23 protein-coding genes are annotated in these 20308 nt (G+C 71.1%); 13 read left to right on the plus strand and 10 right to left on the minus strand.

What is annotated here, in order from left to right; genetic code table 11:
• Position 1 precedes the first annotated feature (1 nt).
• From ACFQW8_RS06925 to ACFQW8_RS06940, 4 genes are all read right to left on the minus strand, one after another.
• The gene (locus tag ACFQW8_RS06925) at positions 2 to 769 is read right to left on the minus strand and encodes a glycosyltransferase (RefSeq protein ID WP_380086244.1); all 768 of its coding nucleotides are present in this window, start codon (positions 767 to 769) and stop codon (positions 2 to 4) included.
• Between the two features lie 118 nt (positions 770 to 887).
• On the minus strand, positions 888 to 1784 hold the full coding sequence (locus ACFQW8_RS06930) for a DUF5926 family protein (RefSeq protein WP_380086245.1): 897 nt from the start codon (positions 1782 to 1784) through the stop codon (positions 888 to 890).
• A 23-nt stretch (positions 1785 to 1807) separates the two neighbouring features.
• The gene (locus ACFQW8_RS06935; RefSeq protein WP_380086246.1) at positions 1808 to 2329 is read right to left on the minus strand and encodes an ATP-binding protein; all 522 of its coding nucleotides are present in this window, start codon (positions 2327 to 2329) and stop codon (positions 1808 to 1810) included.
• A 10-nt stretch (positions 2330 to 2339) separates the two neighbouring features.
• Positions 2340 to 3170, minus strand: a complete 831-nt coding sequence (locus ACFQW8_RS06940) for a glycerophosphodiester phosphodiesterase (RefSeq protein ID WP_380086247.1) — start codon at positions 3168 to 3170, stop codon at positions 2340 to 2342.
• A 76-nt stretch (positions 3171 to 3246) separates the two neighbouring features.
• Between ACFQW8_RS06940 and ACFQW8_RS06945 the strand changes: the two genes are divergently transcribed.
• From ACFQW8_RS06945 to ACFQW8_RS06955, 3 genes are all read left to right on the plus strand, one after another.
• Positions 3247 to 3726, plus strand: a complete 480-nt coding sequence (locus ACFQW8_RS06945) for an RNA polymerase sigma factor (protein WP_380086248.1) — start codon at positions 3247 to 3249, stop codon at positions 3724 to 3726.
• Positions 3723 to 4322, plus strand: a complete 600-nt coding sequence (locus ACFQW8_RS06950; protein WP_380086249.1) for a methylated-DNA--[protein]-cysteine S-methyltransferase — start codon at positions 3723 to 3725, stop codon at positions 4320 to 4322. The genes ACFQW8_RS06945 and ACFQW8_RS06950 overlap by 4 nt, the downstream gene beginning before the upstream one ends.
• Positions 4323 to 4431: 109 nt before the next feature.
• On the plus strand, positions 4432 to 5331 hold the full coding sequence (locus ACFQW8_RS06955) for a MerR family transcriptional regulator (protein ID WP_380086250.1): 900 nt from the start codon (positions 4432 to 4434) through the stop codon (positions 5329 to 5331).
• 143 nt (positions 5332 to 5474) lie between these two features.
• Here the strand turns inward: ACFQW8_RS06955 and ACFQW8_RS06960 are convergent, their stop codons facing one another.
• Complete coding sequence (locus tag ACFQW8_RS06960) at positions 5475 to 5777, minus strand: hypothetical protein (protein WP_380086251.1); 303 nt, start codon at positions 5775 to 5777, stop codon at positions 5475 to 5477.
• A 228-nt stretch (positions 5778 to 6005) separates the two neighbouring features.
• Here ACFQW8_RS06960 and ACFQW8_RS06965 point away from each other — a divergent pair, with 228 nt between their 5' ends.
• A complete protein-coding gene (locus ACFQW8_RS06965) occupies positions 6006 to 7076 on the plus strand; it encodes a DUF6454 family protein (protein WP_380086252.1) in 1071 nt (356 codons plus the stop codon).
• 94 nt (positions 7077 to 7170) lie between these two features.
• Here ACFQW8_RS06965 and ACFQW8_RS06970 read toward each other — a convergent pair whose 3' ends face one another.
• Positions 7171 to 7539 carry a tetratricopeptide repeat protein gene (locus tag ACFQW8_RS06970; RefSeq protein ID WP_380086253.1) on the minus strand — a complete coding sequence of 123 codons (369 nt, stop codon included), beginning with the start codon at positions 7537 to 7539 and terminating at the stop codon, positions 7171 to 7173.
• A gap of 72 nt (positions 7540 to 7611) precedes the next feature.
• Positions 7612 to 8799 carry an acyl-CoA dehydrogenase family protein gene (locus ACFQW8_RS06975; protein WP_380086254.1) on the minus strand — a complete coding sequence of 396 codons (1188 nt, stop codon included), beginning with the start codon at positions 8797 to 8799 and terminating at the stop codon, positions 7612 to 7614.
• Between the two features lie 68 nt (positions 8800 to 8867).
• Between ACFQW8_RS06975 and ACFQW8_RS06980 the strand changes: the two genes are divergently transcribed.
• Positions 8868 to 10592 (plus strand): ABC-F family ATP-binding cassette domain-containing protein, encoded by a 1725-nt coding sequence (locus tag ACFQW8_RS06980; protein WP_380086255.1) that lies wholly within the window; start codon positions 8868 to 8870, stop codon positions 10590 to 10592.
• Between the two features lie 172 nt (positions 10593 to 10764).
• Here ACFQW8_RS06980 and ACFQW8_RS06985 read toward each other — a convergent pair whose 3' ends face one another.
• On the minus strand, positions 10765 to 11967 hold the full coding sequence (locus ACFQW8_RS06985) for a S1 family peptidase (protein WP_380086256.1): 1203 nt from the start codon (positions 11965 to 11967) through the stop codon (positions 10765 to 10767).
• A 195-nt stretch (positions 11968 to 12162) separates the two neighbouring features.
• Here ACFQW8_RS06985 and ACFQW8_RS06990 point away from each other — a divergent pair, with 195 nt between their 5' ends.
• Positions 12163 to 12687, plus strand: a complete 525-nt coding sequence (locus tag ACFQW8_RS06990) for a GNAT family N-acetyltransferase (protein WP_380086257.1) — start codon at positions 12163 to 12165, stop codon at positions 12685 to 12687.
• 34 nt (positions 12688 to 12721) lie between these two features.
• Here the strand turns inward: ACFQW8_RS06990 and ACFQW8_RS06995 are convergent, their stop codons facing one another.
• Complete coding sequence (locus tag ACFQW8_RS06995) at positions 12722 to 13036, minus strand: GNAT family N-acetyltransferase (protein WP_380086258.1); 315 nt, start codon at positions 13034 to 13036, stop codon at positions 12722 to 12724.
• Between the two features lie 10 nt (positions 13037 to 13046).
• On the opposite strand from ACFQW8_RS06995, the gene ACFQW8_RS07000 reads away from it, so the two are divergent.
• From ACFQW8_RS07000 to ACFQW8_RS07020, 5 genes are all read left to right on the plus strand, one after another.
• Positions 13047 to 13967, plus strand: coding sequence for a pirin family protein (locus ACFQW8_RS07000; RefSeq protein WP_380086259.1), 921 nt, complete (start codon positions 13047 to 13049; stop codon positions 13965 to 13967).
• 129 nt (positions 13968 to 14096) lie between these two features.
• Entirely contained in the window at positions 14097 to 14405 is a 309-nt protein-coding gene (locus tag ACFQW8_RS07005; RefSeq protein ID WP_380086261.1) for a metal-sensitive transcriptional regulator, read from the plus strand.
• Positions 14406 to 14486: 81 nt separating this feature from the next.
• Positions 14487 to 14699 carry a heavy-metal-associated domain-containing protein gene (locus ACFQW8_RS07010; protein ID WP_380086262.1) on the plus strand — a complete coding sequence of 71 codons (213 nt, stop codon included), beginning with the start codon at positions 14487 to 14489 and terminating at the stop codon, positions 14697 to 14699.
• On the plus strand, positions 14696 to 15658 hold the full coding sequence (locus tag ACFQW8_RS07015) for a hypothetical protein (protein ID WP_380086263.1): 963 nt from the start codon (positions 14696 to 14698) through the stop codon (positions 15656 to 15658). The genes ACFQW8_RS07010 and ACFQW8_RS07015 overlap by 4 nt, the downstream gene beginning before the upstream one ends.
• A gap of 25 nt (positions 15659 to 15683) precedes the next feature.
• Positions 15684 to 17906: a heavy metal translocating P-type ATPase gene (locus tag ACFQW8_RS07020; RefSeq protein ID WP_380088616.1), complete on the plus strand. Its 2223-nt coding sequence runs from the start codon at positions 15684 to 15686 to the stop codon at positions 17904 to 17906.
• A gap of 73 nt (positions 17907 to 17979) precedes the next feature.
• Here the strand turns inward: ACFQW8_RS07020 and ACFQW8_RS07025 are convergent, their stop codons facing one another.
• Positions 17980 to 18435 carry an SRPBCC family protein gene (locus tag ACFQW8_RS07025; RefSeq protein WP_380086264.1) on the minus strand — a complete coding sequence of 152 codons (456 nt, stop codon included), beginning with the start codon at positions 18433 to 18435 and terminating at the stop codon, positions 17980 to 17982.
• A 108-nt stretch (positions 18436 to 18543) separates the two neighbouring features.
• Here ACFQW8_RS07025 and ACFQW8_RS07030 point away from each other — a divergent pair, with 108 nt between their 5' ends.
• Positions 18544 to 18888 carry a GatB/YqeY domain-containing protein gene (locus ACFQW8_RS07030; RefSeq protein WP_380086265.1) on the plus strand — a complete coding sequence of 115 codons (345 nt, stop codon included), beginning with the start codon at positions 18544 to 18546 and terminating at the stop codon, positions 18886 to 18888.
• Positions 18885 to 20252, plus strand: coding sequence for a cryptochrome/photolyase family protein (locus tag ACFQW8_RS07035; RefSeq protein ID WP_380086266.1), 1368 nt, complete (start codon positions 18885 to 18887; stop codon positions 20250 to 20252). Before ACFQW8_RS07030 ends, ACFQW8_RS07035 begins: the two co-directional genes overlap by 4 nt.
• Positions 20253 to 20308 lie beyond the last annotated feature (56 nt).

The following is a 20308-nucleotide window of genomic DNA, read 5'->3' on the forward strand; positions in this document are numbered from 1 at the left end:
GTCAGAAGCGGTGTGCGACACCGGGAGCACGCTCGGTGAGGGCCTTGCGCACCCGGCGCCGGGTGAGGGCCCGCCAGACGTCGCGGTACTGCTTCGCCCGATGCAGCTGACCGCGCCAGTCCTTGCCCGAGACGCGGTGCTGCAGCTCGCAGGGGACCTCCTCGATGAGCAGTCCGGCGCCGAGGACGTCGACGGTGAGACCGACCTCGACACCCCACCCGGGCGCGAGCGGGCTCGCGGCGTCGAAGGCCTCGGCCGTGAGGCAGCGCATCCCGGAGAGCGGCTGCGTGGCCGTCCACCCGGTGAGGCGCTCGATGCCGTCGCGGGCGAGACGGACGACGAAGCCGCGGCCACCACCGCGTGTCGACTGGGGCGGCAGAGTCGCGATGGTCATGTCGGCGCGGCCCTGGAGCACCGGCGGGAGCAGGACGTGCAGGTTGCTCGCCGACCCCTCGAGGTCGCCGTCGACGAAGAGCAGGTGGCGCGGCGAGTGGGCGTCGCCTGCGTCCAGGGCTCCGCTGCCGCCGACGGACTCGAGCTCGCGGAGGTGGCGCACCCCCGTCTCGAGTGCCGCCGCCTTGCCGGCGTTGCGGGCATGGCGGATGACATCGGCACCGGCGCCGTGGGCAGCGGCAGCGGTGGTGTCGCTGCTGCCGTCATCGACGACGACGACCCGGTCGACCCCGTCCAGCCGGAGGACGGCCTCGACGGTCGCGGCGATGCGGTCGGCCTCGTCCTTGCACGGGATGATCGCTGCGACCGTCCGCATCAGCTCGCCCCACCTTGACCGCCGGAAGTGGCTTGCTCTCGGTTCGCCTGGTCGAGGCTGTGCTGCGAAGTGAGAGGTTCCCGTCGGGGGTGGATCGCGAGGCCGAGGGTGTGAACCATCAGCGCAGGGTGACCTGGCGGCTGAGGAGACCGGAGCGCGCGCGACGCTCCTCGGCGGTGAGGGGATCCGTGGAAGCGAGCGCGGCGGCATACCGGTCGCCGAAGGCCTTGAGGGCGTCCTCGTGCTCGGCGGGTTCGGTGTCGGCAGGCACCTCGAAGACGGGGACGAGCAGGCCGCAGGCCCGGAACGCACCGAGCAGGCGGGTGCCCTCGCCCAGGCCTGACTCCGCGGCGGCGTGGAGCCGCGAGAGGGCGTCTGTGGCGACGTCCTCGTCTTCGGCGAGCACGTGGCGGATGTAGGTGCGGTCACCGATGCGGACCCAGTAGGCCGACGTCAGCGCGGACATGCGCACGGTCGGCACGACCGACTCGTTGGCGCTGTCGAGCGAGGCGCGGCCGGCCTCGTCGAGCTCCTGGCCGTCGACCCAGAAGTCGAAGCCGTCGTGGACGACGACCTCGAACGGCGCCGTGAGGTCGAGGACGTCCTGGAGCCGCGGGGTGTCCGCGGTCGCGGCGGGCACGTGCTGGACGGCGCTGCCGGGTTCGGCCGCGGCGCCGGCGATGAGCTGGGCGGCGAGGTCGCGGCTGGGGTCACCGGTCGAGGAGCCCGCCTGGGTCCCGACCATGACGGTGCCGTCGGCGCGGTGCAGGGCTGGCCAGGCCATCGGCAGGACGGTCGCGATGGTCGCCTGCTCGGCGCCCTCGGGCGCCTTGCCGTCGGCGAAGGTCACGGCCGCCGTCGCGGCCGGGAGGATCTCGCGGATCGCCACCCACTCGGTCTCCTGTGGGAGCCCCTCGAAGGGACGGTTCACATAGGGGACGGCGGAGGAGCGTTGCCGCTTCGCGGGTGCGCCCGAGTCGTCGGTGGTCCTGCGTCGTCGCGAAGCCTTGCCCATGGGTGTGAAGAGTAGCCGGGCGCTCAGGTGGCGCGGCGCCGGCTCGGCCCGCCCATGGCGGCCCAGACGGTCTGGCCACCCTTGTCCTCGCCCACACCCCATTCGTGGGCGAGCGAGCGAATGATGCGCAGACCGCGCCCGCTCGACACCCACACCGCGGCAGGTGCGGCGACCGGGACGGTGTCGCCACCACCATCGGTGACCTCGACCTCGACGACCCCACCGCGAACCTTCCAGCGCACGCGCAGGCATCCGTCGGCGAGCGGTCGGGCGTGTCGGATGGCGTTGGTCATGAGCTCGGAGACGACGATCTCGGACTCGTCGATGGTGTCCTCGTCGAGGTCGCGGGCGCGCAGGTCGGCGACCACGGCCTTGCGGACCCGCGTGACGGTCGACGGGCCCCACGGCGCGCGGATGGTGCGGACCTGGCCCTGCCCGATGGCGCCCCCGAACTCGTCGAGCGCCACCCCGTCGGCGGGCGGCTGCGTCACGTCGCCACCCGTCGAGGTCTCGTCGGAGTCGGAGTCGGTGTCCCGTGAAGTCACGCTCGGCACTCTAATCGAGCAGAGCCATCACGTCTCGAGGCCGATCGCTGATGATGACGTCGACCCCCAGGTCGGCGCACCGCTCGACGTCCTCGGGGTCGTTGACGGTCCAGACATAGACCTCGTGACCCCGACGCTGGTGGGCGCGCACGAGGGCAGGCGTCCGCCGGACGATGCGCATGTCGAGGCCGACGATGTCGACGCCCGCGGGCAGCGACCCGTCCCACGAGAGCCGGGGCGTCGACTGCTCGACGAGATAGACGAGAGGGACCCGCGGGGCGAGACCACGCATCCGCACCAGGGCGAGCAGCGAGAACGACATGACCCGGGCGTGCGGCATCTGCGGCAGGTCGCCGCTGGTCAGCCCGAAGTCACGCAGCGCCGTGACGAGCTGCCGCTCCACCAGTCCGCCGTAGCGGGTGGGGTGCTTGGTCTCGATGAGCGTGAGCAGTTCCTGGCGCTGGCTCGTGAGTGAGTCGAGGAGCCGACGGAGGGTGAGGATCCGGCCACGGCCGGGGTCGCTGTCCGCCTCCTCGGGATCGGTCCCGTCGTCGAGCGCCTTCCAGCTGGCCCAGTCCAGTTCCTCGAGCCGGGCGAGCTCGAGCGTGGAGATGACGCCCTTGCCGTTGCTCGTCCGGTCGGCGCGTCGGTCGTGGACGCACACGAGGTGGTGGTCGGCGGTGAGCCGGACGTCGCACTCGATGCCGTCGACGCCCAGGTCGAACGCGGTCGTGTAGGCCGCCAGCGTGTGCTCGGGCTGCAGGGCGCTCGCCCCCCGGTGGGCCACCACCCGGGGCCGTCCGTCGGTCTCGCGCTTCTCCCCCAGGTACGGAACGGCCACGCGTCCATCGTGGCAGCGCCCCACGACCGGTGACAGCAGCGACTCACAGAACGGCACGGCATACCGTTGAAGGATCGTGAGCCTGCCACCGTTCCAAAGCCTCGTCGACGCGCACTGGCGCGACGTCGGCCGACTCGCGCACGCCCTGGCCGGACCCAACCTCGGCGACGACGTCGCGCAGCAGGCGTGGACCCAGGCGCTCGCGGCCTATCCGCGGGTCACGTCGACGCGCAACCTGCGCGGCTGGCTGCTGACGATCACCCACCGGTGCGCCATGGACGCGCACCGGGCGGGTCGGCGGACGGTGGCGCACGAGGACCCACCCGTGCTCGCTGCGGCGCCGGTCGTCGCCGGCCCGTCCGCACCGGACGACGGGTTGTGGGCACGCGTCGGTGGGTTGCCCACCCGGCAGCGCGAGGCGGTCGTGCTCAAGTACGTCGCCGACCTCGACCACCGTGCCGTCGCAGCCGCGTTGGGAACGACCCCTGCGATGAGCCGCCGACTCGTCTCCGACGCGCTGGCCACCCTCCGCCTCGACCTTGAGGAGCTTCGATGAGCACTGCCTTTGATTCCTTCGCCCCGGACCTGCACCCTCCCGTGCTCCCCGAGACCGACATCTCGTATGCCGTGGAGGACACCCCCGTGGGTCGCCTCCTCTTGGCGGTGCGTTCGGACGGGCGACTGGTCACCTCGGCGTATGTCGCGTCCGAGGCCGACGAGTCGCTGTGGCTGCAGCGGCTGTCCGACGTCGTGTCGCCTCGGGTCCTGCGCCACGAGAAGCCACTCGATCTGGCGCGCCGGGAGCTGGCGGCATACCTCGACGGGCGGGCGACTGCCTTCTCCGTGCCGGTCGACCTCGCTCTCGCGAGCGGGTTCCAGCGCGCCGTGCTGTCGGCACTGGCGTCGCGGGTGGGCTACGGCTCGTCGACGACCTATGGCGCCCTGGCAGCGGCGATCGACCGACCTCGTGCGTCGCGTGCCGTGGGCTCGGCCCTGGGCGCCAACCCGCTGTGCGTCTTCGTGCCGTGCCACCGCGTGCTTCCCGCGAGCGGTTCCGTGGAGGGCGGCGTCCGCAACGTCGGCGGGTATGCCGGCGGGCCGGCTGCCAAGGAGTACCTCCTCACGCTCGAGTCCGGACGCACTGCGGGCTGACCGCGGTGCTCTGCTTCCGGCGGTGCGGGCTCCGGGGACGACACCGAACAGGGCAGGTTCGGGGAGCCGCCCAGCGGGACGCCCGTGTCGGGCCTAGGGTGGACAGACCATGTACACGATCAAGCGGGCCGCGGAGCTGACCGGCATCGGTCTGTCGACGTTGCGGGCGTGGGAGCGCCGCTACGGGGTCGTGTCGCCGAGTCGGTCAGAGGGTCAGTACCGCCTCTACTCCGATGCCGACGTCCGGGCGCTGGCCATCATGGCCTCGCTCGTCCACGACGGCTGGACCGCCAAGGAGGCGGCGGCCGAGACGCTGTCCCGGCTGGCCGGGGGCGGCGTCAGTGCGCCCGTGGGAGGCCCGCAGGGCGCCGAGCTCGAGTCCCCACCGGGACTCGACGAGCTCCTCGACGCTGCCCGCGACCTCGACACTCCGCGCGTGAGCGCCATCCTGGCCCAGCGGCTCGGGTCGGCCGACTTCACCGAGGCCGCCGGCAGCTGGCTCATGCCGGTCCTGGCGGCAATCGGTTCCGCGTGGGCGGACGGACGCCTCAGTGCCGCGGGCGAGCACCTCGTGAGCCATGCCATCCAACGACGGCTTGCCGGGCTGTACGAAGCGGCTCCGCGAGCCACCACCGGCCCGGTCGTCGTGCTTGGCCTGCCGTCCGGGGCGCGGCACGAGCTCGGCCTGCTCGCGTTCAGCGTGGCGGCCCGCCAGGCCGGCCTCACCACGGCCTACGTGGGGGCCGACCTGCCGGCCGAGGACTGGGAGCTCGCCGTCAGCGGCCGCCACGCCGGTGGTGCCGTGCTGTCGGTGCCGCGGATGGCCGACATCGTCTCCGCCCAGGCCGTCGTCGACCGCCTGACCCGGAATGCCCCCGGCATCGTCGTGGCTGTCGGCGGCCGTCACCAGGACTCCGTCACCGGCGCGCTGCACCTCGGGCACGACCTCGCCGCTGGTGTCGCTCTGCTGCGGGACGGTCTCGTGCGCGGTCAACGACTCACCAGCTGACAGCCCGCCTCACCAGCTGAGCAGCAGCGCGTCGGTGCGTCACCCCACCGCGCCACCGCGCCGACACACACCGCACCCGCACTCCGAGGGCCGAGGAGTGCGGGTGCGGTGGTTCTCAGGGAGGTCTCAGGGGTGTCGAAGCGTCAGCACCAGGGGTAGACGAAGAGGCTGCTGTCGCCCGCCCGGTGGTCAGCGAGGACGACGCTCAGGGGCAGGGGGTCAGGCAGGGAGGCGACGTCCGTCCCCGCGCGGGGGACGACTCCTGCGCCGACGGCCAGACTGATCGGGAGACCGTCGCGGGCGACGGTGGAGAGCAGGCCCAGCTCCTTGAGGGTGTCCAGACCTGCGCGCTGGCACCCGGTGTCGGGCTTGGCGCTTGCTGCTGGAGCCGCGGCGACGGTGGCGGCGAGCGCCAGGGCGGCGGCAGCGGTGACGACCTTGATCATGAGTTCTCCTGTGATCTGCATGGCCCCGAGGGGTCGGGGGCTCGTGCAGACCAGAACACTCCCCGATCTGCGGGTTGTCAAGGGTTTGTACAAGGTTGGTTGCACGAGCGCGCCCGCCATCGTTCGTGGGGCGTTCACCCGTCGGTGGTGCTGGGCGGCTAGGCATGGCATGCGTGACCACGCCGTCGCGTGTGATCTCCTCACCCACCCCTTCCCGAAGGATCTGACATGCGCAGGACCCAGCTCGTTGGCGGGCTCGTCTCGGCCGCCCTGCTCGTCGCCGCACCCGCAGCCAGCGTCATGACGACGCAGGCCGCCGACCGGTCTGCCCCGACCCAGACGACGCGTGACGGTGCCGCGAAGGCGGGAGCCGACAAGGCCGACAAGGCCGGGAAGGACGGCATACGCACAGTGACTCGCACGACGTCACGAGACGAGGACGTCATCGGAGCCCTCAAGAACGTCACCCGCAGCACGGCCTGGAAGAAGACGGCGACCCTCGACCTGGGCTTCGAGACGCATCATCCGCAGGGACTCGAGGTCACACAGGACCGGATCTACCTCTCGTCGGTCGAGATCCTCGAGCCGACGGTGCGCTACCCCAGCCCGGTCGACGGATATGACCGCTCAGCGGGCAAGGGCGTCGGCCACCTCTTCGTCCTCGACCGTCAGGGCACGCTGCTCAAGGACATCGTGCTCGGAGAAGGCGATGCCTATCACCCCGGTGGCATCGACGTCGATGACGAGAAGGTCTGGGTGCCCGTCGCCGAGTACCGGCCCAACAGCCACGCCATCATCTACAGCATCGACCGGGACACCCTGGCCGTGACCAAGGAGTTCGAGGAGGACGACCACATCGGCGGCATCGTCCACGACCAGTCGACGAACAAGCTGGTCGGCAACACCTGGGGCTCACGCCGCTTCTTCGAGTGGACGACGAAGGGCCGCGAGCTCGACCGCTGGCTCAACCCGGACCACATGCTCGACTACCAGGACTGCGAGTACGCGGCTGTGGGTCACGCGATCTGCTCGGGCGTGACCGGGCTGCCGCCTCAGCCCGGTGCGGTGACGCCCTATGAGCTCGGTGGGCTCGCGCTGGTGTCGTTGAGGACGGGACAGCTGGAGCACGAGGTGCCGGTGCAGCTGTGGTCCACTGCCGGGCACGTCGTCACGCGCAACCCGGTCGACCTCGACGCGTCGGGCTCGCACGTCACGTTGTTCGCCGCGCCCGATGACGGCGAGGAGATCGCCGGCACGCAGCTGCTCACCTATGAGGCTGACGTCACGCCGCTGAGGTGACGGGGACGGCACGGGTCTCGAGGCGACCACTTCTTGGCGGGGCGACCACCTCTGGGTGGGTCGTTCGGCAAGAGGTGGTCGCCTCGAGCGCTCGTCAGGAGTCGGGGAACTCCGGACCGTCGATGTCGTAGCCGCCGAGCAGCTTGGCCATCGCCAGGTGCGGCCTGGCCTCCTCGTGACGGCTCTGGCGCTGCAGCGTCCGCCCGAGCACCAGCAGCGCGTAGTGGTCGTCGGGGTTGTCCACGAGCATCGCGCGCAGGATCTCCTCGGCGCGGGCGAGCTGGGCGGAGTGGTAGTAGGAGCGCGCCAGATAGAGCCGCAGCTCGGTGGTGCCGTGCAGTGGTGGCTCCAGCACGCTGCGGTCGACGAGCGCTGCGAAGAGCGGCGCGGCGGCGGCATACTCCCCCGCGCCGAAGCGCGCACGCGCCGCTTCGTAGTCCGCCGCGAACGAGTCCTCACTCATGGTGTCTCCTGGGGTCGATGTGTACCGCTAGCCTCGTCTATGCCTCAACCTAGAGAGCGCTAGCGGGGCGAATCAACGGAATGCGGGCAGCCCGGTGAGGGCCTGCCCGATGACGAGCTGGTGGACCTCGGACGTGCCCTCGTAGGTGAGGACCGACTCGAGGTTGTTGGCGTGACGCATGGGTGAGTACTCACCGCTGATCCCGTTGGCGCCCAACAGGGTTCGACACTCACGTGCGATGGCGATCGCCTCCCGGCACGAGTTCAGCTTGCCGAGGGACACCTGCTCGGGGCGCAGCGTCCCGGCATCCTTGAGCGCGCCGAGGTGCAGGGCGAGCAGCATGCCTTTGCCCAGCTCCAACGTCATGTCGGCCAGCTTGGTCTGGGTGATCTGGTAGCCCGCGAGCTTCTTGTCGAACATGTCGCGGTCCAACGTGTAGGCGATCGTGGTCTCGAGCGCATCCCGTGCCGCTCCGAGCGCACCGAAGATGATGCCGAAGCGAGCCTCCGACAGGCACGACAGCGGCCCGGACAGCCCTCGGGCCTCCGGCAGCATCGCCGACGACGGCAGCCGCACACCGTCGAGCACGAGCTCGGACGTCACCGAGGCACGCAGCGAGAGCTTGCCCGTGATCTCCGGCGCCGAGAATCCAGCGGTCGACGTCGGCACGACGAAGCCCCGCACCGTCTCGCCATCACTGGAGTCCGTGCGCGCCCACACGATGGCGACGTCGGCCACGGACCCGTTGGTGATCCACGTCTTCGACCCGTCGAGCACCCAGTCCTCGCCATCACGCCGCGCACGCGTCCGCATGCCTGCCGGGTTGGAGCCGAAGTCCGGCTCGGTCAGCCCGAAGCACCCGATCACCTCGCCCGCCGCCATCCGCGGCAGCCACTCCTGCTTCTGTTCCTCGCTGCCGAACCGCCAGATGGCAAACATCGCGAGCGAACCCTGGACCGAGACCAGCGACCGCACTCCCGAGTCGACCGCCTCGAGCTCGGCACAGGCCAGCCCGTATGCCGTGGCGCTCGTCCCAGCGCAGCCGTACCCCTCGAGGTGCATGCCGAGCAGGCCCAGCTCGCCCAGACGGGGAGCCAGCTCACGCACCGGCACCGACGCGGCCTCGAACCAGCCGGGCACGTGCGGGCGAACCTCGGCGGCGAGGAAGGACCGCACGGTGTCGCGCATGTCGCGGTCGTCAGCGCCGATCAGCCCGTCGATGTCGAAGAGGTCGAGAGGGTGCTGGGACTGCGTGGCCATGGCCACCAACCTAGCCCGCGGGCAAACTCACTTGGCCGGACGGCATACAGGCTTCACACTCGACTCTCGTGGCACATCTCGAGGTCAACCAGGTCGGCTTCACGCTCCCCGACGGACGCCCCCTGCTCGACGGCGTCCAGTTCCGCGTCGGCGAGGGTCAGCGGGTCGCCCTCATCGGGCCCAACGGCACGGGCAAGACGACCCTGACCCGGATCATCTCGGGCGACCTCACGGCCCACGAGGGCGCGATCACGCTGTCCGGGACGCTGGCCGTGATGAACCAGTTCGTCGGCAAGGTCCGCGACGAGTCGACGGTGCGCGACCTGCTCATCTCCGTTGCGCCAGAACGCATCCGCCAGACCGCCCTGGCCGTGGATGCCGCCGAGCTGCGGATCATGGAGGTCGACGACGAGCCGTCACAGATGGCCTACGCGCAGGCGCTGGCCGACTGGGGCGACGCGGGCGGATACGACTTCGAGACGACCGTCTGGGACACCGTCACGACCAAGGCCCTGGGTATGCCCTTCGAGCGGGCCCAGTGGCGCGCCGTCACCTCCCTGTCGGGAGGCGAACAGAAGCGCGTGGTGCTCGAGGCACTGCTGAGCGGTCCCGCCGACCTCCTGCTCCTCGACGAGCCGGACAACTACCTCGACGTGCCGGCCAAGCGCTGGCTCGAGGACCGGCGCATCGCCTCGGACAAGACGGTGCTCTTCATCAGCCACGACCGTGAGCTGCTGTCCCGCGTCGCCACCGCGGTCGTCACCCTCGAGCCCGGCGCCAACGGGGCCACGTCGTGGACCCACCCGGGCTCCTTCGAGACGTGGCAGCAGGCCCGGATCGACCGCAACGACCGCCTCGACGAGATGCGCCGACGTTGGGACGAGGAGCACGCCAAGCTCAAGGCGCTCGTCCTCATGTATCGCACCAAGGCGGCCTTCAACGACGGTCTCGCGTCACGGCTCCACGCCGCCGAGACCAGGCTCGCGAAGTTCGTCAAGGCCGGCCCACCCGAGAAGGTCGCCATCGCCCAGAACGTCACGATGCGGCTCAGGGGTGGGCGCACGGCCAAGCGGGCCGTCGTCTGCACCGGCGTCGAGCTCCTCGCTCCGGGCAACCCGCAGGAGGTCGATCCCACGGCCGACAGCCTGATGCAGCCGTTCGACCTCGAGGTCTGGTTCGGCGAGCGCGTGGCCGTGCTCGGCTCGAACGGGTCCGGCAAGTCACACTTCCTCAGGCTGCTCGCGGCCGGGGGAAGCGACCCCGACGTGGAGCACCAGCCGGTCAGCGACGTCGTCGTGGAGACGGTGCGACACCACGGAACTGCGCGGCTGGGGTCTCGGGTCCGACCCGGCTGGTTCGCCCAGACCCATGACTCGCCCCAGCTGCGCGGACGCACCCTGCTCGACATCCTGCACCGGGGCGACGAGCACCGCACCGGACGTGGTCGCGAGGAGGCGTCGCGAGTCCTCGACCGCTACGAGCTGGCACACCAGGGCGAGCAGACCTTCGACTCCCTCTCGGGCGGGCAGCAGGCGCGCTTCCAGATCCTCCTGCTCGAGCTGAGCGGGGCGACCCTGCTCCTCCTCGACGAGCCCACCGACAACCTCGACCTGCACTCGGCCGAGGCGCTCGAGCAGGCGCTCACGGCCTTCGAGGGCACGGTGCTCGCGGTGACCCACGACCGCTGGTTCGCCCGCGGCTTCGACCGCTTCCTCGTCTTCGGCAGCGACGGCCGGGTCGTCGAGACGCCCGAGCCGGTGTGGGACGAGGCGCGGGTCAGCCGCGCCCGCTGATCTCGACTTCGCTTCGGAAGCGCTCACCTCGCCTGATGGGGGCGGTCAGGCGAGGTGAGAAGAACCCACTCCGGGCGGGAAAGTTGGGGGTGATGGGGCAGCAGGCGCGCGTATGCCGTGTGGTCCCCCAAGGGGAGCACACGGCATACGCGCGTCGTTGGTTCGTGCGAGGTCAGGCCGTCTTGAGGACCAGGCCGTAGGCCGAGAGGATCTCGCCGATCGGCTGGAAGTAGGCCACGTTGGGCTGGCCGACCTTCTGGCCGCAGACCCCGTTGACGCCGTAGCCGGCGCCGCCGCTCGTCACGCCCTGCGCGAGGTTGCCGGCCAGCCAGGAGCCGCCCGAGTCGCCACCCTCGGTGCAGGTGTTGGACTTCGTGAGGCCGGAGACGGTGGAGTAGGTGCCGTCACCGTTGTTGTAGTTCACGGTGACGTTCTTGGCCTGGACCGAGCCGCAGGTCCAGGCGGTGGTGCGGCCCGACTTGCAGACCGCGGCGCCGACCGTGGCGCTGCTCGATCCCGTCACGGCGCGGGCACTGCCGTTGTACATGTCCACCGCGCCGATGCCGGTCCAGCTCGAGGTGAGGCTGGAGTAGGCGTAGTCGTTGCCCGGGAAGGACCAGCCGCGGGTCGTGCCGAGCGTCGTGCCGTTGCGGGTGAAGGTCTGGTTGCCCTCGGCGCAGTGGCCGGCGGTGATGAAGACCGGCGCGCCGGACTTGGTGGCGTTGAAGCCGAGCGAGCAGACGTAGCCGCTGAACTCGATCTGCTGCCCGCCGTAGACGTTGGCCTGGGTGGTGACCTTCGCCTGCGTGCCCTCGACGGTCACCGACGGGTCGGCGATCTTGGCGCGGGTCGCGGCGACGCGCTCTGCCGGCACCGTGAGAACGACCTTGTTGCTCACCGGGTCGACGTGGGTCGAGATGACGTCCTTGCCGGCACGTGCCGTGGCAGCCTTCTCGGAGGCGGCGAGCTCGCTCTTGTCCGCGGCGACGACCTTGGCGGTGGCACCGGCCGCCCGCACCTTCGACGCAGCTGCTGCGTCGGTGACGTTGACGTGGAGCACTCCGGTGACCTGGTCGAGCCACGTGCCCACGGCCTTGGCGCCGAGCGACTTCTCGAGGGCGGCAGCCTTCTGGCTCTGCTTGTCCTGGGCGGCGATGCGCTCCCGCGCGGTCGCCAGGGTCAGGCCCTTCTCCTCGGCGAGCCACTGGGCCGACATCTCCTCGACGGAGCTGCCGGAGTCGACGGCGAGCGGACCGGTGCTCGGTCCCGGGCTCGCGGAGCTCGCGGCGGTCGCGGCGGGGGCGACACAGAGGGCGGTTGCTGCAGCAGCGGCCGAGAGGGTGCCGGCCAGGACGGTGAGACGTCTGCGAGACATGCGTGGATCTCCTGTCGTGGTTCGCCGAGCGGTGTTTCCGCCGACCCTCTCGACGCTATGAAGGCGTGGCCCTGAGGGTGGTCAGAGGCCCGTTCCCATTGCCCCATGGCTTGGTCAAGGGCGTGTATGCATCGTCAAGCGCCGATGTGACCGCAGGCAACGTGCCCGAAACGATGGCAGGCGAGGATGTCGGCCATGACAGCCGAGCTGACCGTGCGCGACGCGACGGCCCTCGACGCCGGGGGCTGCGCGGCGATCTATGCGCACTACGTCGAGCACACGACGGCGACGTTCGAGGAGGTCGCGCCGGACGCCGTGGAGATGGCCTCGCGCATCGCCGCAGCCCAGGATAGGCACGCCTGGCTCGTGGCCGAGCAGGACGGCGCCCTCCTCGGGTACGCCTACGGTGGGCCGTTCAAGGCTCGTGCGGCATACCGGTACTCGTGCGAGGTCAGCGTCTACCTCGACGTCACGGCACGCGGCGCCGGCCTGGGCCGGACCCTGTATGCCGCCCTGCTGGCTCGGATGGAGTCGCTCGGGATGAGGATGGCGTGCGGAGGCGTGACGCTGCCCAACGAGGCGAGCGAGGCCCTGCACCTGGCCCTGGGGTTCGAGCCGGTCGGCACCTATCGGCGGATCGGCTGGAAGCACGCGCAGTGGCGCGACGTGGCGTGGTTCCAGAAGCCTCTCGGCGGCGACGGTCCACCGCCCTCCGGCTGAGCCGTCCTTTGCTGGCCCTCTCGACGGTGGCGCGTCAGTCGGTGGCGGTGCTCGGGCGGGTGCCGTAGACGATCGGCACGTAGTCGCGGTGGCGCTGGATCCAGCCCTTGATGAACGGGCAGAGCGGCAGCACCTTGCGGGTCCCGGCATCACGCACCTCGTCGAGGGCGTAGCGGGCGAGCGCTGACCCCACACCCTTGCCCTCGAACGCTGGGTCCACCTCGGTGTGCGTGAAGACGATGAGCTCGTCGGTGAGCTGGTACTCGGCGAAGCCCGCAAGGGTCCCGTCGAGGTGGGCCTCGTAGCGCTTTGCGTCCGGGTTGTTCGTCACGACGACGTCATCAGCCATGCTTGTCATCATGACGCATGTCCAGGTTCTCAGCCCACGCGAGGTCCCGTTGGGTGGCCCTCGGTCCATGACCGTGAGGCGCACGCTGCCCCACCTCGAGCGTTCCTTCGTCGGGGCCTGGTGTTTCGTCGACCACTACGGGCCCGACGACGTGGCGGCGACCGGAGGCATGGACGTCCCGCCACACCCGCACACGGGGCTGCAGACCGTGAGCTGGCTCTTCGAGGGCGAGGTCGAGCACCGCGACACCGGCGGGGTCCACGCCATGGTCCGGCCGGGGGAGGTCAACCTCATGACGAGCGGTCACGGCATCGCGCACTCCGAGGTGTCGACGCCCTCGACGACGGCCCTGCACGGCGTCCAGCTCTGGGTCGTCCTGCCCGAGGCCGACCGCGACCTCGGCCGTGAGTTCCAGCACCACGCTGCTCCGGTGGTCCCGCTGGGCGAGGGGGTCCAGGGCCGGGTCTTCATCGGGTCCCTCGCCGGACACACCTCCCCGATCACGACCCGGACCCCGCTGCTCGGGGTCGAGGTGACGCTCGCCGAAGGTGCGACGTGGACGCTCGGTGCGGACCCGGCATACGAGCACGGTCTGCTCATCGACACCGGGAGGGTGACGTTCGACGGCCAGGCACTCGAACGGGGCGACCTCGGCGTCGTCGACGCCGGGCGGAGCGAGCTGACCGTCGTGGCCCACGAGCCCACCCGCGCGGTGCTGCTCGGTGGGACGCCCTACGACGAGGCGATCGTCATGTGGTGGAACTTCATCGGGCGCGACCACGACGAGATCGTCGCCTTCCGGGATGAGTGGCAGTCGCGCTCTGAGCGCTTCGGCGACGTCGACGGGTATGCCGGCCGGCTCAGCTGGCTGCCCGCCCCGGAGCTGCCGGGTGGTCGCCTGCGCAGTCGCACCCGCGACGGCCGCCACTGAGGCGTCAGGCCAGCGAGATCCTGAGGGCCTGGGCGGCCCGGGAGGGTCGAGCTTCACAACCGGCGACGCCGCCCCAGGCCTGCCCTACCGTGGTTCGACAGATACCCAAGGGGGGTATAGTATCGAGGCATGACGGAGCACGAGAGCCACCAGCACGCCTACATCGAGAGCGGCAACAAGGACGACTACCTCAAGCGGCTGCGTCGCATCGAGGGTCAGGCCCGCGGTCTGCAGCGGATGGTCGAGGAGGAGAAGTACTGCATCGACATCCTCACGCAGGTCTCCGCGATGACGAAGGCGCTGCAGTCCGTCGCCCTCGGACTCCTCGACGAGCACATGAGCCACTGCGTCGCCGATGCCGCCCGCAAGGGCGGGCCCGAGGCCGACGCCAAGCTCAAGGAGGCCAGCGAGGCCATCGCCCGCCTCGTCAAGTCCTGACCTGAACCCCCGGCCTTGTGTGCCTGAGCCCACGCCAGCGCGTGGCGTCAGGCACACACGGCAAGTTGAAAGAGAGCCACCATGAGTTCCAGCAGCACCCAGACCTTCACCGTCACCGGCATGACCTGCGGCCACTGCGTCGCCTCCGTCACCGAGGAGGTCAGCGAGCTCGCCGGCGTCGAGGACGTCGCCGTCGACCTCGCCACCGGATCCGTCACCATCACGAGCAGCACGCCGCTCGAGGACGACGCCGTGCGTGTCGCCGTCGAGGAAGCCGGCTACGCCCTCGCATGACGAGCGACCTGAGCACCCCGGTGCGGGTCATCGCCTTCCTCTCTGCGCTGGTCGCGGTCTTCGGCATCACCCTCGGCGCCGGACGCCTCTTCGGGCCGGTCGAAACGACCCCCGCGAGCGCTGTGCCCGGCGCCACTGCGGGCCACGGCCACAGCGCCGGCCCCGAGGCCTCGCCCTCTGGCTCGACCGAGGAGGAGGGCGCGGCCGAAGGCGAGCACACTGCCCACCTGCCCGGCGGGTTGCAGGTCTCGCAGGACGGCCACACCCTGCGCCTGCACCACTCCGACCTCGCCGCCGGTCCGCGGACGCCCGTCGACTTCGTCGTGGAGGGTCCGGACGGCAAGCCGGTCACGGCATACACCCCGCAGCACGAGAAGGAACTGCACCTCATCGCCGTGCGCCGCGACTTCTCCGGCTTCCAGCACGTCCACCCGACCCGGGCCGCCGACGGCACCTGGAGCACGACGCTCGCGCTGACGCCGGGCACGTGGCGGGTCTTCGCCGACATCGCACCCAGGGGTGGCGAGCCGATGACGCTCGGCGCCGACCTGTCCGTCGCTGGTGCCTACGCGCCGGTGGCCGCCCAGACCAAGGACGTCCGCACCGCCACCGTCGACGGCTACACCGTCACTCTCGCAGGCGGGCTCACGCCGGGGGCCGACTCCGAGCTCACCCTCTCGGTGAGCAGCGCGGGCCGACCGGTCACCGACCTCGACCCCTACCTCGGTGCCTATGGTCACCTCGTCGCCCTGCGCACCGGCGACCTCGCCTACCTGCACGTCCACCCGGAGGGGCACCCCGGCGACGGCACGACGGAGCCCGGCCCCGACATCACCTTTGGCGCCGCCGTGCCCAGCTCCGGGACGTACCGCCTCTTCCTCGACTTCCAGCACGGCGGGGTCGTCCGCACCGCTGCCTTCATCGTCAGCGCAGGAGGTCAGAGTGGCCACTCCCACTGAGAGCATCGAGCTCGACATCACGGGCATGACGTGCGCCTCGTGCGCCAACCGGATCGAGCGCAAGCTCAACAAGCTCGACGGCGTGGTCGCGACCGTCAACTACTCCACCGAGAAGGCCAGGGTCGCCTTCCCCCAGACCGTCTCACCTGAGCAGCTGCTCGAGACCGTCGGACAGGCCGGGTATGCCGCGACCCTGCCTCCCGCGCCCGACGCACCTGCCGCTCCCGGCGAGGTCAACGGCGACGCGTCCGGCGTCGACCGCGTCGATCCCACGCGGGCCCTGCGCGACCGGCTGCTCATCTCACTGGTGCTCACGGTGCCGGTCGTCGCCATGGCGATGGTGCCGGCGTTCCAGTTCACCTACTGGCAGTGGGCCTCCCTGGCCCTCGCCGCGCCGGTCGTCGTCTGGGGCGCCTGGCCGTTCCACCGCGCCGCCTGGGTCAACCTGCGCCACGGCGCGACGACGATGGACACCCTCATCTCGGTCGGGACCCTCGCCGCCTTCGGGTGGTCGCTCTATGCGCTGTTCCTCGGGACAGCGGGCACCCCCGGCATGACCCACCCGTTCCGGTTCACCATCGAGCGGTCCGACGGCGCCGGCAACATCTATCTCGAGGCCGCGGCCGGGGTGACGACCTTCCTGCTGGCCGGGCGCTATGCCGAGGCCCGGGCCAAGCGCCAGTCGGGCGCTGCCCTTCGAGCCCTGCTCGAGATGGGCGCCAAGGACGTCGCCGTCCTGCGTGACGGCAGTGAGGTTCGCATCCCTGTGGGGGACCTTGCAGTGGGTGACGAGTTCGTCGTGCGACCCGGCGAGAAGGTCGCGACCGACGGGGTCGTCGTCGAGGGTTCGTCGGCCGTGGACGCGTCGATGCTCACGGGTGAGTCCGTGCCGGTCGAGGTCGGGGTCGGCGACGTCGTCGTCGGCGCCACGGTGAACTCCGGTGGGCGGCTCCTCGTCCGCGCCACCCGCGTGGGTGGCGACACCCAGCTCGCCCAGATGGCCCGGCTCGTCGAGGACGCCCAGAACGGCAAGGCCCAGGTGCAGCGCCTCGCCGACCGCATCTCCGGGATCTTCGTCCCGATCGTCATCGCCCTCGCCATCGGCACGATGGGCTTCTGGCTCGGCACGGGGTCCGGTTGGACGGCTGCCTTCACCGCGGCGATCTCCGTGCTCATCATCGCCTGCCCCTGCGCGCTCGGCCTCGCGACGCCCACCGCCCTCATGGTCGGCACGGGGCGCGGCGCCCAGCTGGGCATCCTCATCAAGGGCCCGGAGGTGCTGGAGTCGACCCGTCAGGTCGACACGGTCGTTCTCGACAAGACGGGCACGGTGACGACCGGGCAGATGACCCTGCGCGAGGTCGTCGCCGCACCCGGCGAGGACCGCGACGAGGTCCTGCGCGTGGCCGCGTCGCTCGAGCACGGCTCCGAGCACCCCATCGCCCGAGCCATCGTCTCCGGCGGTGAGGACCGGGGCATCGCCCGCGTCGGCGTCGAGAGCTTCACCAGCATCGACGGGCTCGGCGTCCAGGGGGTGGTGGACGGCCAGGCGGCCGTCATCGGCCGACCGCAGCTCCTGACCGACTGGTCGATCGTCGTCGGGCCGGAGATCGAGGCCGCCCTCGCGGAGGCCCGCCGGAACGGCACGACGCCCGTGGTGATCGGCTGGGACGGGCAGGCACGCGGCATACTCATCGTCTCTGATGCGGTGAAGACCACGTCGGCACAGGCGATCTCGCGACTGCGCGACCTGGGTCTCACGCCCTACCTCCTCACCGGCGACAACGGCGAGGCCGCTCGCACCGTCGCCGCCGAGGTCGGCATCGCTCCCGAGCACGTCATCGCCGACGTCATGCCGGCCGACAAGGCCGCGGTCGTCCAGCGGTTCCAGGCCGAGGGCAAGGTCGTCGCCATGGTCGGCGACGGGGTCAACGACGCCGCCGCCCTCGCCGCGGCCGACCTCGGCATGTCCATGGGCACCGGCACCGACGTCGCCATCGAGGCGAGCGACCTCACCCTGGTGCGCGGCGACCTGCGCGTGGCGCCCGATGCGATCCGGCTCGCGCGCCGCACCCTGTCGACGATCAAGGGCAACCTGTTCTGGGCGTTCGGCTACAACGTCGCGGCCATCCCGCTCGCTGCCGCCGGACTGCTCAACCCGATGCTCGCCGGGGCAGCGATGGCCCTCTCGTCGGTGTTCGTCGTGACCAACAGCCTGCGGCTCAGGGGCTTTCGCGCCGACGCGTGACCAGACGCGCCGTGCATGACGTGGAAATCGTGGATCGTCCCGGTTGCAACAGGGCACATCCACGATGTCCGCGTCACGAGGTGAGGGACTCCGCGAGGGTCGCCAGACGGTCGAGGGACGCGCGCAGCTGCGGCTCCTGCGTGGCCCGGGCACGCGGCACACGGGCTTCGTCGGTGAGCTCCGTCCAGTCATAGGTGTGCGTGACCCGTGAGCCACCGTCCGCGAGCGGCTCGACCTCCCAGCGCCACTCATGACCCGCCGGCGCCTTGCCCTCGCTGCCGGGGCGCCACGCGATGCGCCGCCCCTCCTCGAAGGCAACGACGAGGTTGTCGCGGTGGTTGCCCTTGGTCGTGCGCATCGCGAAGACCTCACCGACGCCGCGGATGCGGTCGCCCTTGATGATCTCGACGAGGTTGTCGTTGCCGTCCCACTCGGGCTGCCGCCGTGGGTCAGCGATGAGCTCGAAGACGGCCTCGGCCGGGGCGGCGATGTCCCGGCTGGCGCTGACGACACGCTTCTCGTTGTCCATGTCCTCATCGAAGCACGCGCCCGACCACGATGGCCAGGTGCCGGACTCCACTGCTCTCCCGTCGGTCCACGAGGTGCGCGCATCGATGCGCGCCACCCTCAAGAAGCCATGCGCTGTCGCGACACGGCCGCTGTCTCGGCCCTGCGCTCGGCACTCAGCGCCATCGACAATGCCGAGGCCGTCCCCACTGATGACGTCGAGACGGCCTCGTTCGGCACCGACGACTCGCCGATCGCAGGCGCCGCCATCGGAGCGGGTGCGACCGAGGCAGCACGTCGTGAGCTCACACCCGAGGACGTGCGGGCGCTTCTGCACCGCGAGGTCGAGGAGCGCCGCGAGGCCTCGACCGAGGTCGAGGCGGACGGACACCGCGACCGGGCCGAAGACCTCCGGCGCGAGGCCGCCGTCCTCGACGCGTTCCTCGGGGTCCGAGGTGACACGATCGAGGCATGACCTCGCTCCTGTGGCTGCGCCGCGACCTGCGCCGCAGCGACCACCCGGCCCTGCTCGCCGCCCGTGACGCGGCGGACGGGGACCTGGTCGTCGCCTACGTCATCGACCCCGCACTGTGGACCAACGCCGGGCCGGCGCGTCGCGCCTGGCTCGCTGCCACGCTCGAGGCCACGCGTGCCGAGTTCGACGACGCCCTGACCCTGCTCTGGGGCGACCCGGCCCGGGTCGTCCCCGAGCTCGCCGACCGGGTCGGCGCGACGTCGGTCCACGTCACCCGTGAGACGACGCCCTTCGGTCGCCGCCGGGACGCGGCCGTCGCCGAGAGCCTGGCGGCCGGCGGCGTCGAGTGGGTCGAGACGGGGACCCCGTATGCCGTGGGGCCGGGTCTCGTGCTCAACGGCAGTGGCACGGCATACAAGGTCTTCACACCGTTCGCGAAGGCGTGGCGGGCGCACGGCTGGCCCGAGCCGGCACCCCGCCCGGGCGAGCTGCCCCTTCGGCACGCCGGCGACGACGACAGGGCCACCCGGGCGGTCCGGGACGCGCTCGACGCCCCGGACCTGCCCGACCTTCCCCCGGCAGGAGAGAAGGGTGCCCACGCCCGGTGGCGGGAGTTCCTCGAGAACGCGCTGACGGCATACGCGACCGATCGGAACGTGCCCGGCACGGACGGGACGTCACGGCTCTCCCCCTATCTCAAGCTGGGGGTCCTCCACCCACGCACCCTGCTCGCCGACCTCGCAGGTCGTCGTGGCGAGGGGGCGCAGACCTACGCCACCGAGATCGGGTGGCGCGAGTTCTATGCCGATGTGCTGTGGCACAACCCGTCCAGCGCATGGCACGACCTGCGGGACGCCCTGAAGGGCATGGCCTATGACGAGCCCACCGACGCGATCGAGGCGTGGCGGACAGGGACGACGGGCTACCCGATCGTCGACGCCGGCATGCGCCAGCTGCTCGCAGAGGGCTGGATGCACAACCGGGTCCGGATGATCACCGCGAGCTTCTTCACCAAGGACCTGCACGTGTGGTGGCCGATCGGGGCGCGGCACTTCCTCGACCACCTCATCGACGGCGACATCGCGTCCAACAACCACGGGTGGCAGTGGGTCGCGGGGACGGGGACCGACGCGTCTCCCTACTTCCGCGTCTTCAACCCCGTGACCCAGGGCGAGAAGTTCGACCCCGACGGCGCCTACGTGCGGCGGTGGGTGCCCGAGCTCGCGCACCTCAGCGGCAAGGCGGCGCACCAGCCGTGGGAGCACGAGGACGGCTACGCACAGGGTTATCCGCAGCGGATCGTCGACCACGCCGAGGAGCGGCGCGAGGCCCTGCGGCGGCTCGCTGAGGTCAGCGGCTCCTGACATCGCGGGCCACTGCACGGGAAGCGGGGCGATCGCCCCACCTCCTTTGCGGTAGG

It is taken from the genome of Knoellia altitudinis (genome assembly GCF_042666355.1).
Classification (GTDB): Bacteria; Actinomycetota; Actinomycetes; order Actinomycetales; family Dermatophilaceae; genus Knoellia; species Knoellia altitudinis.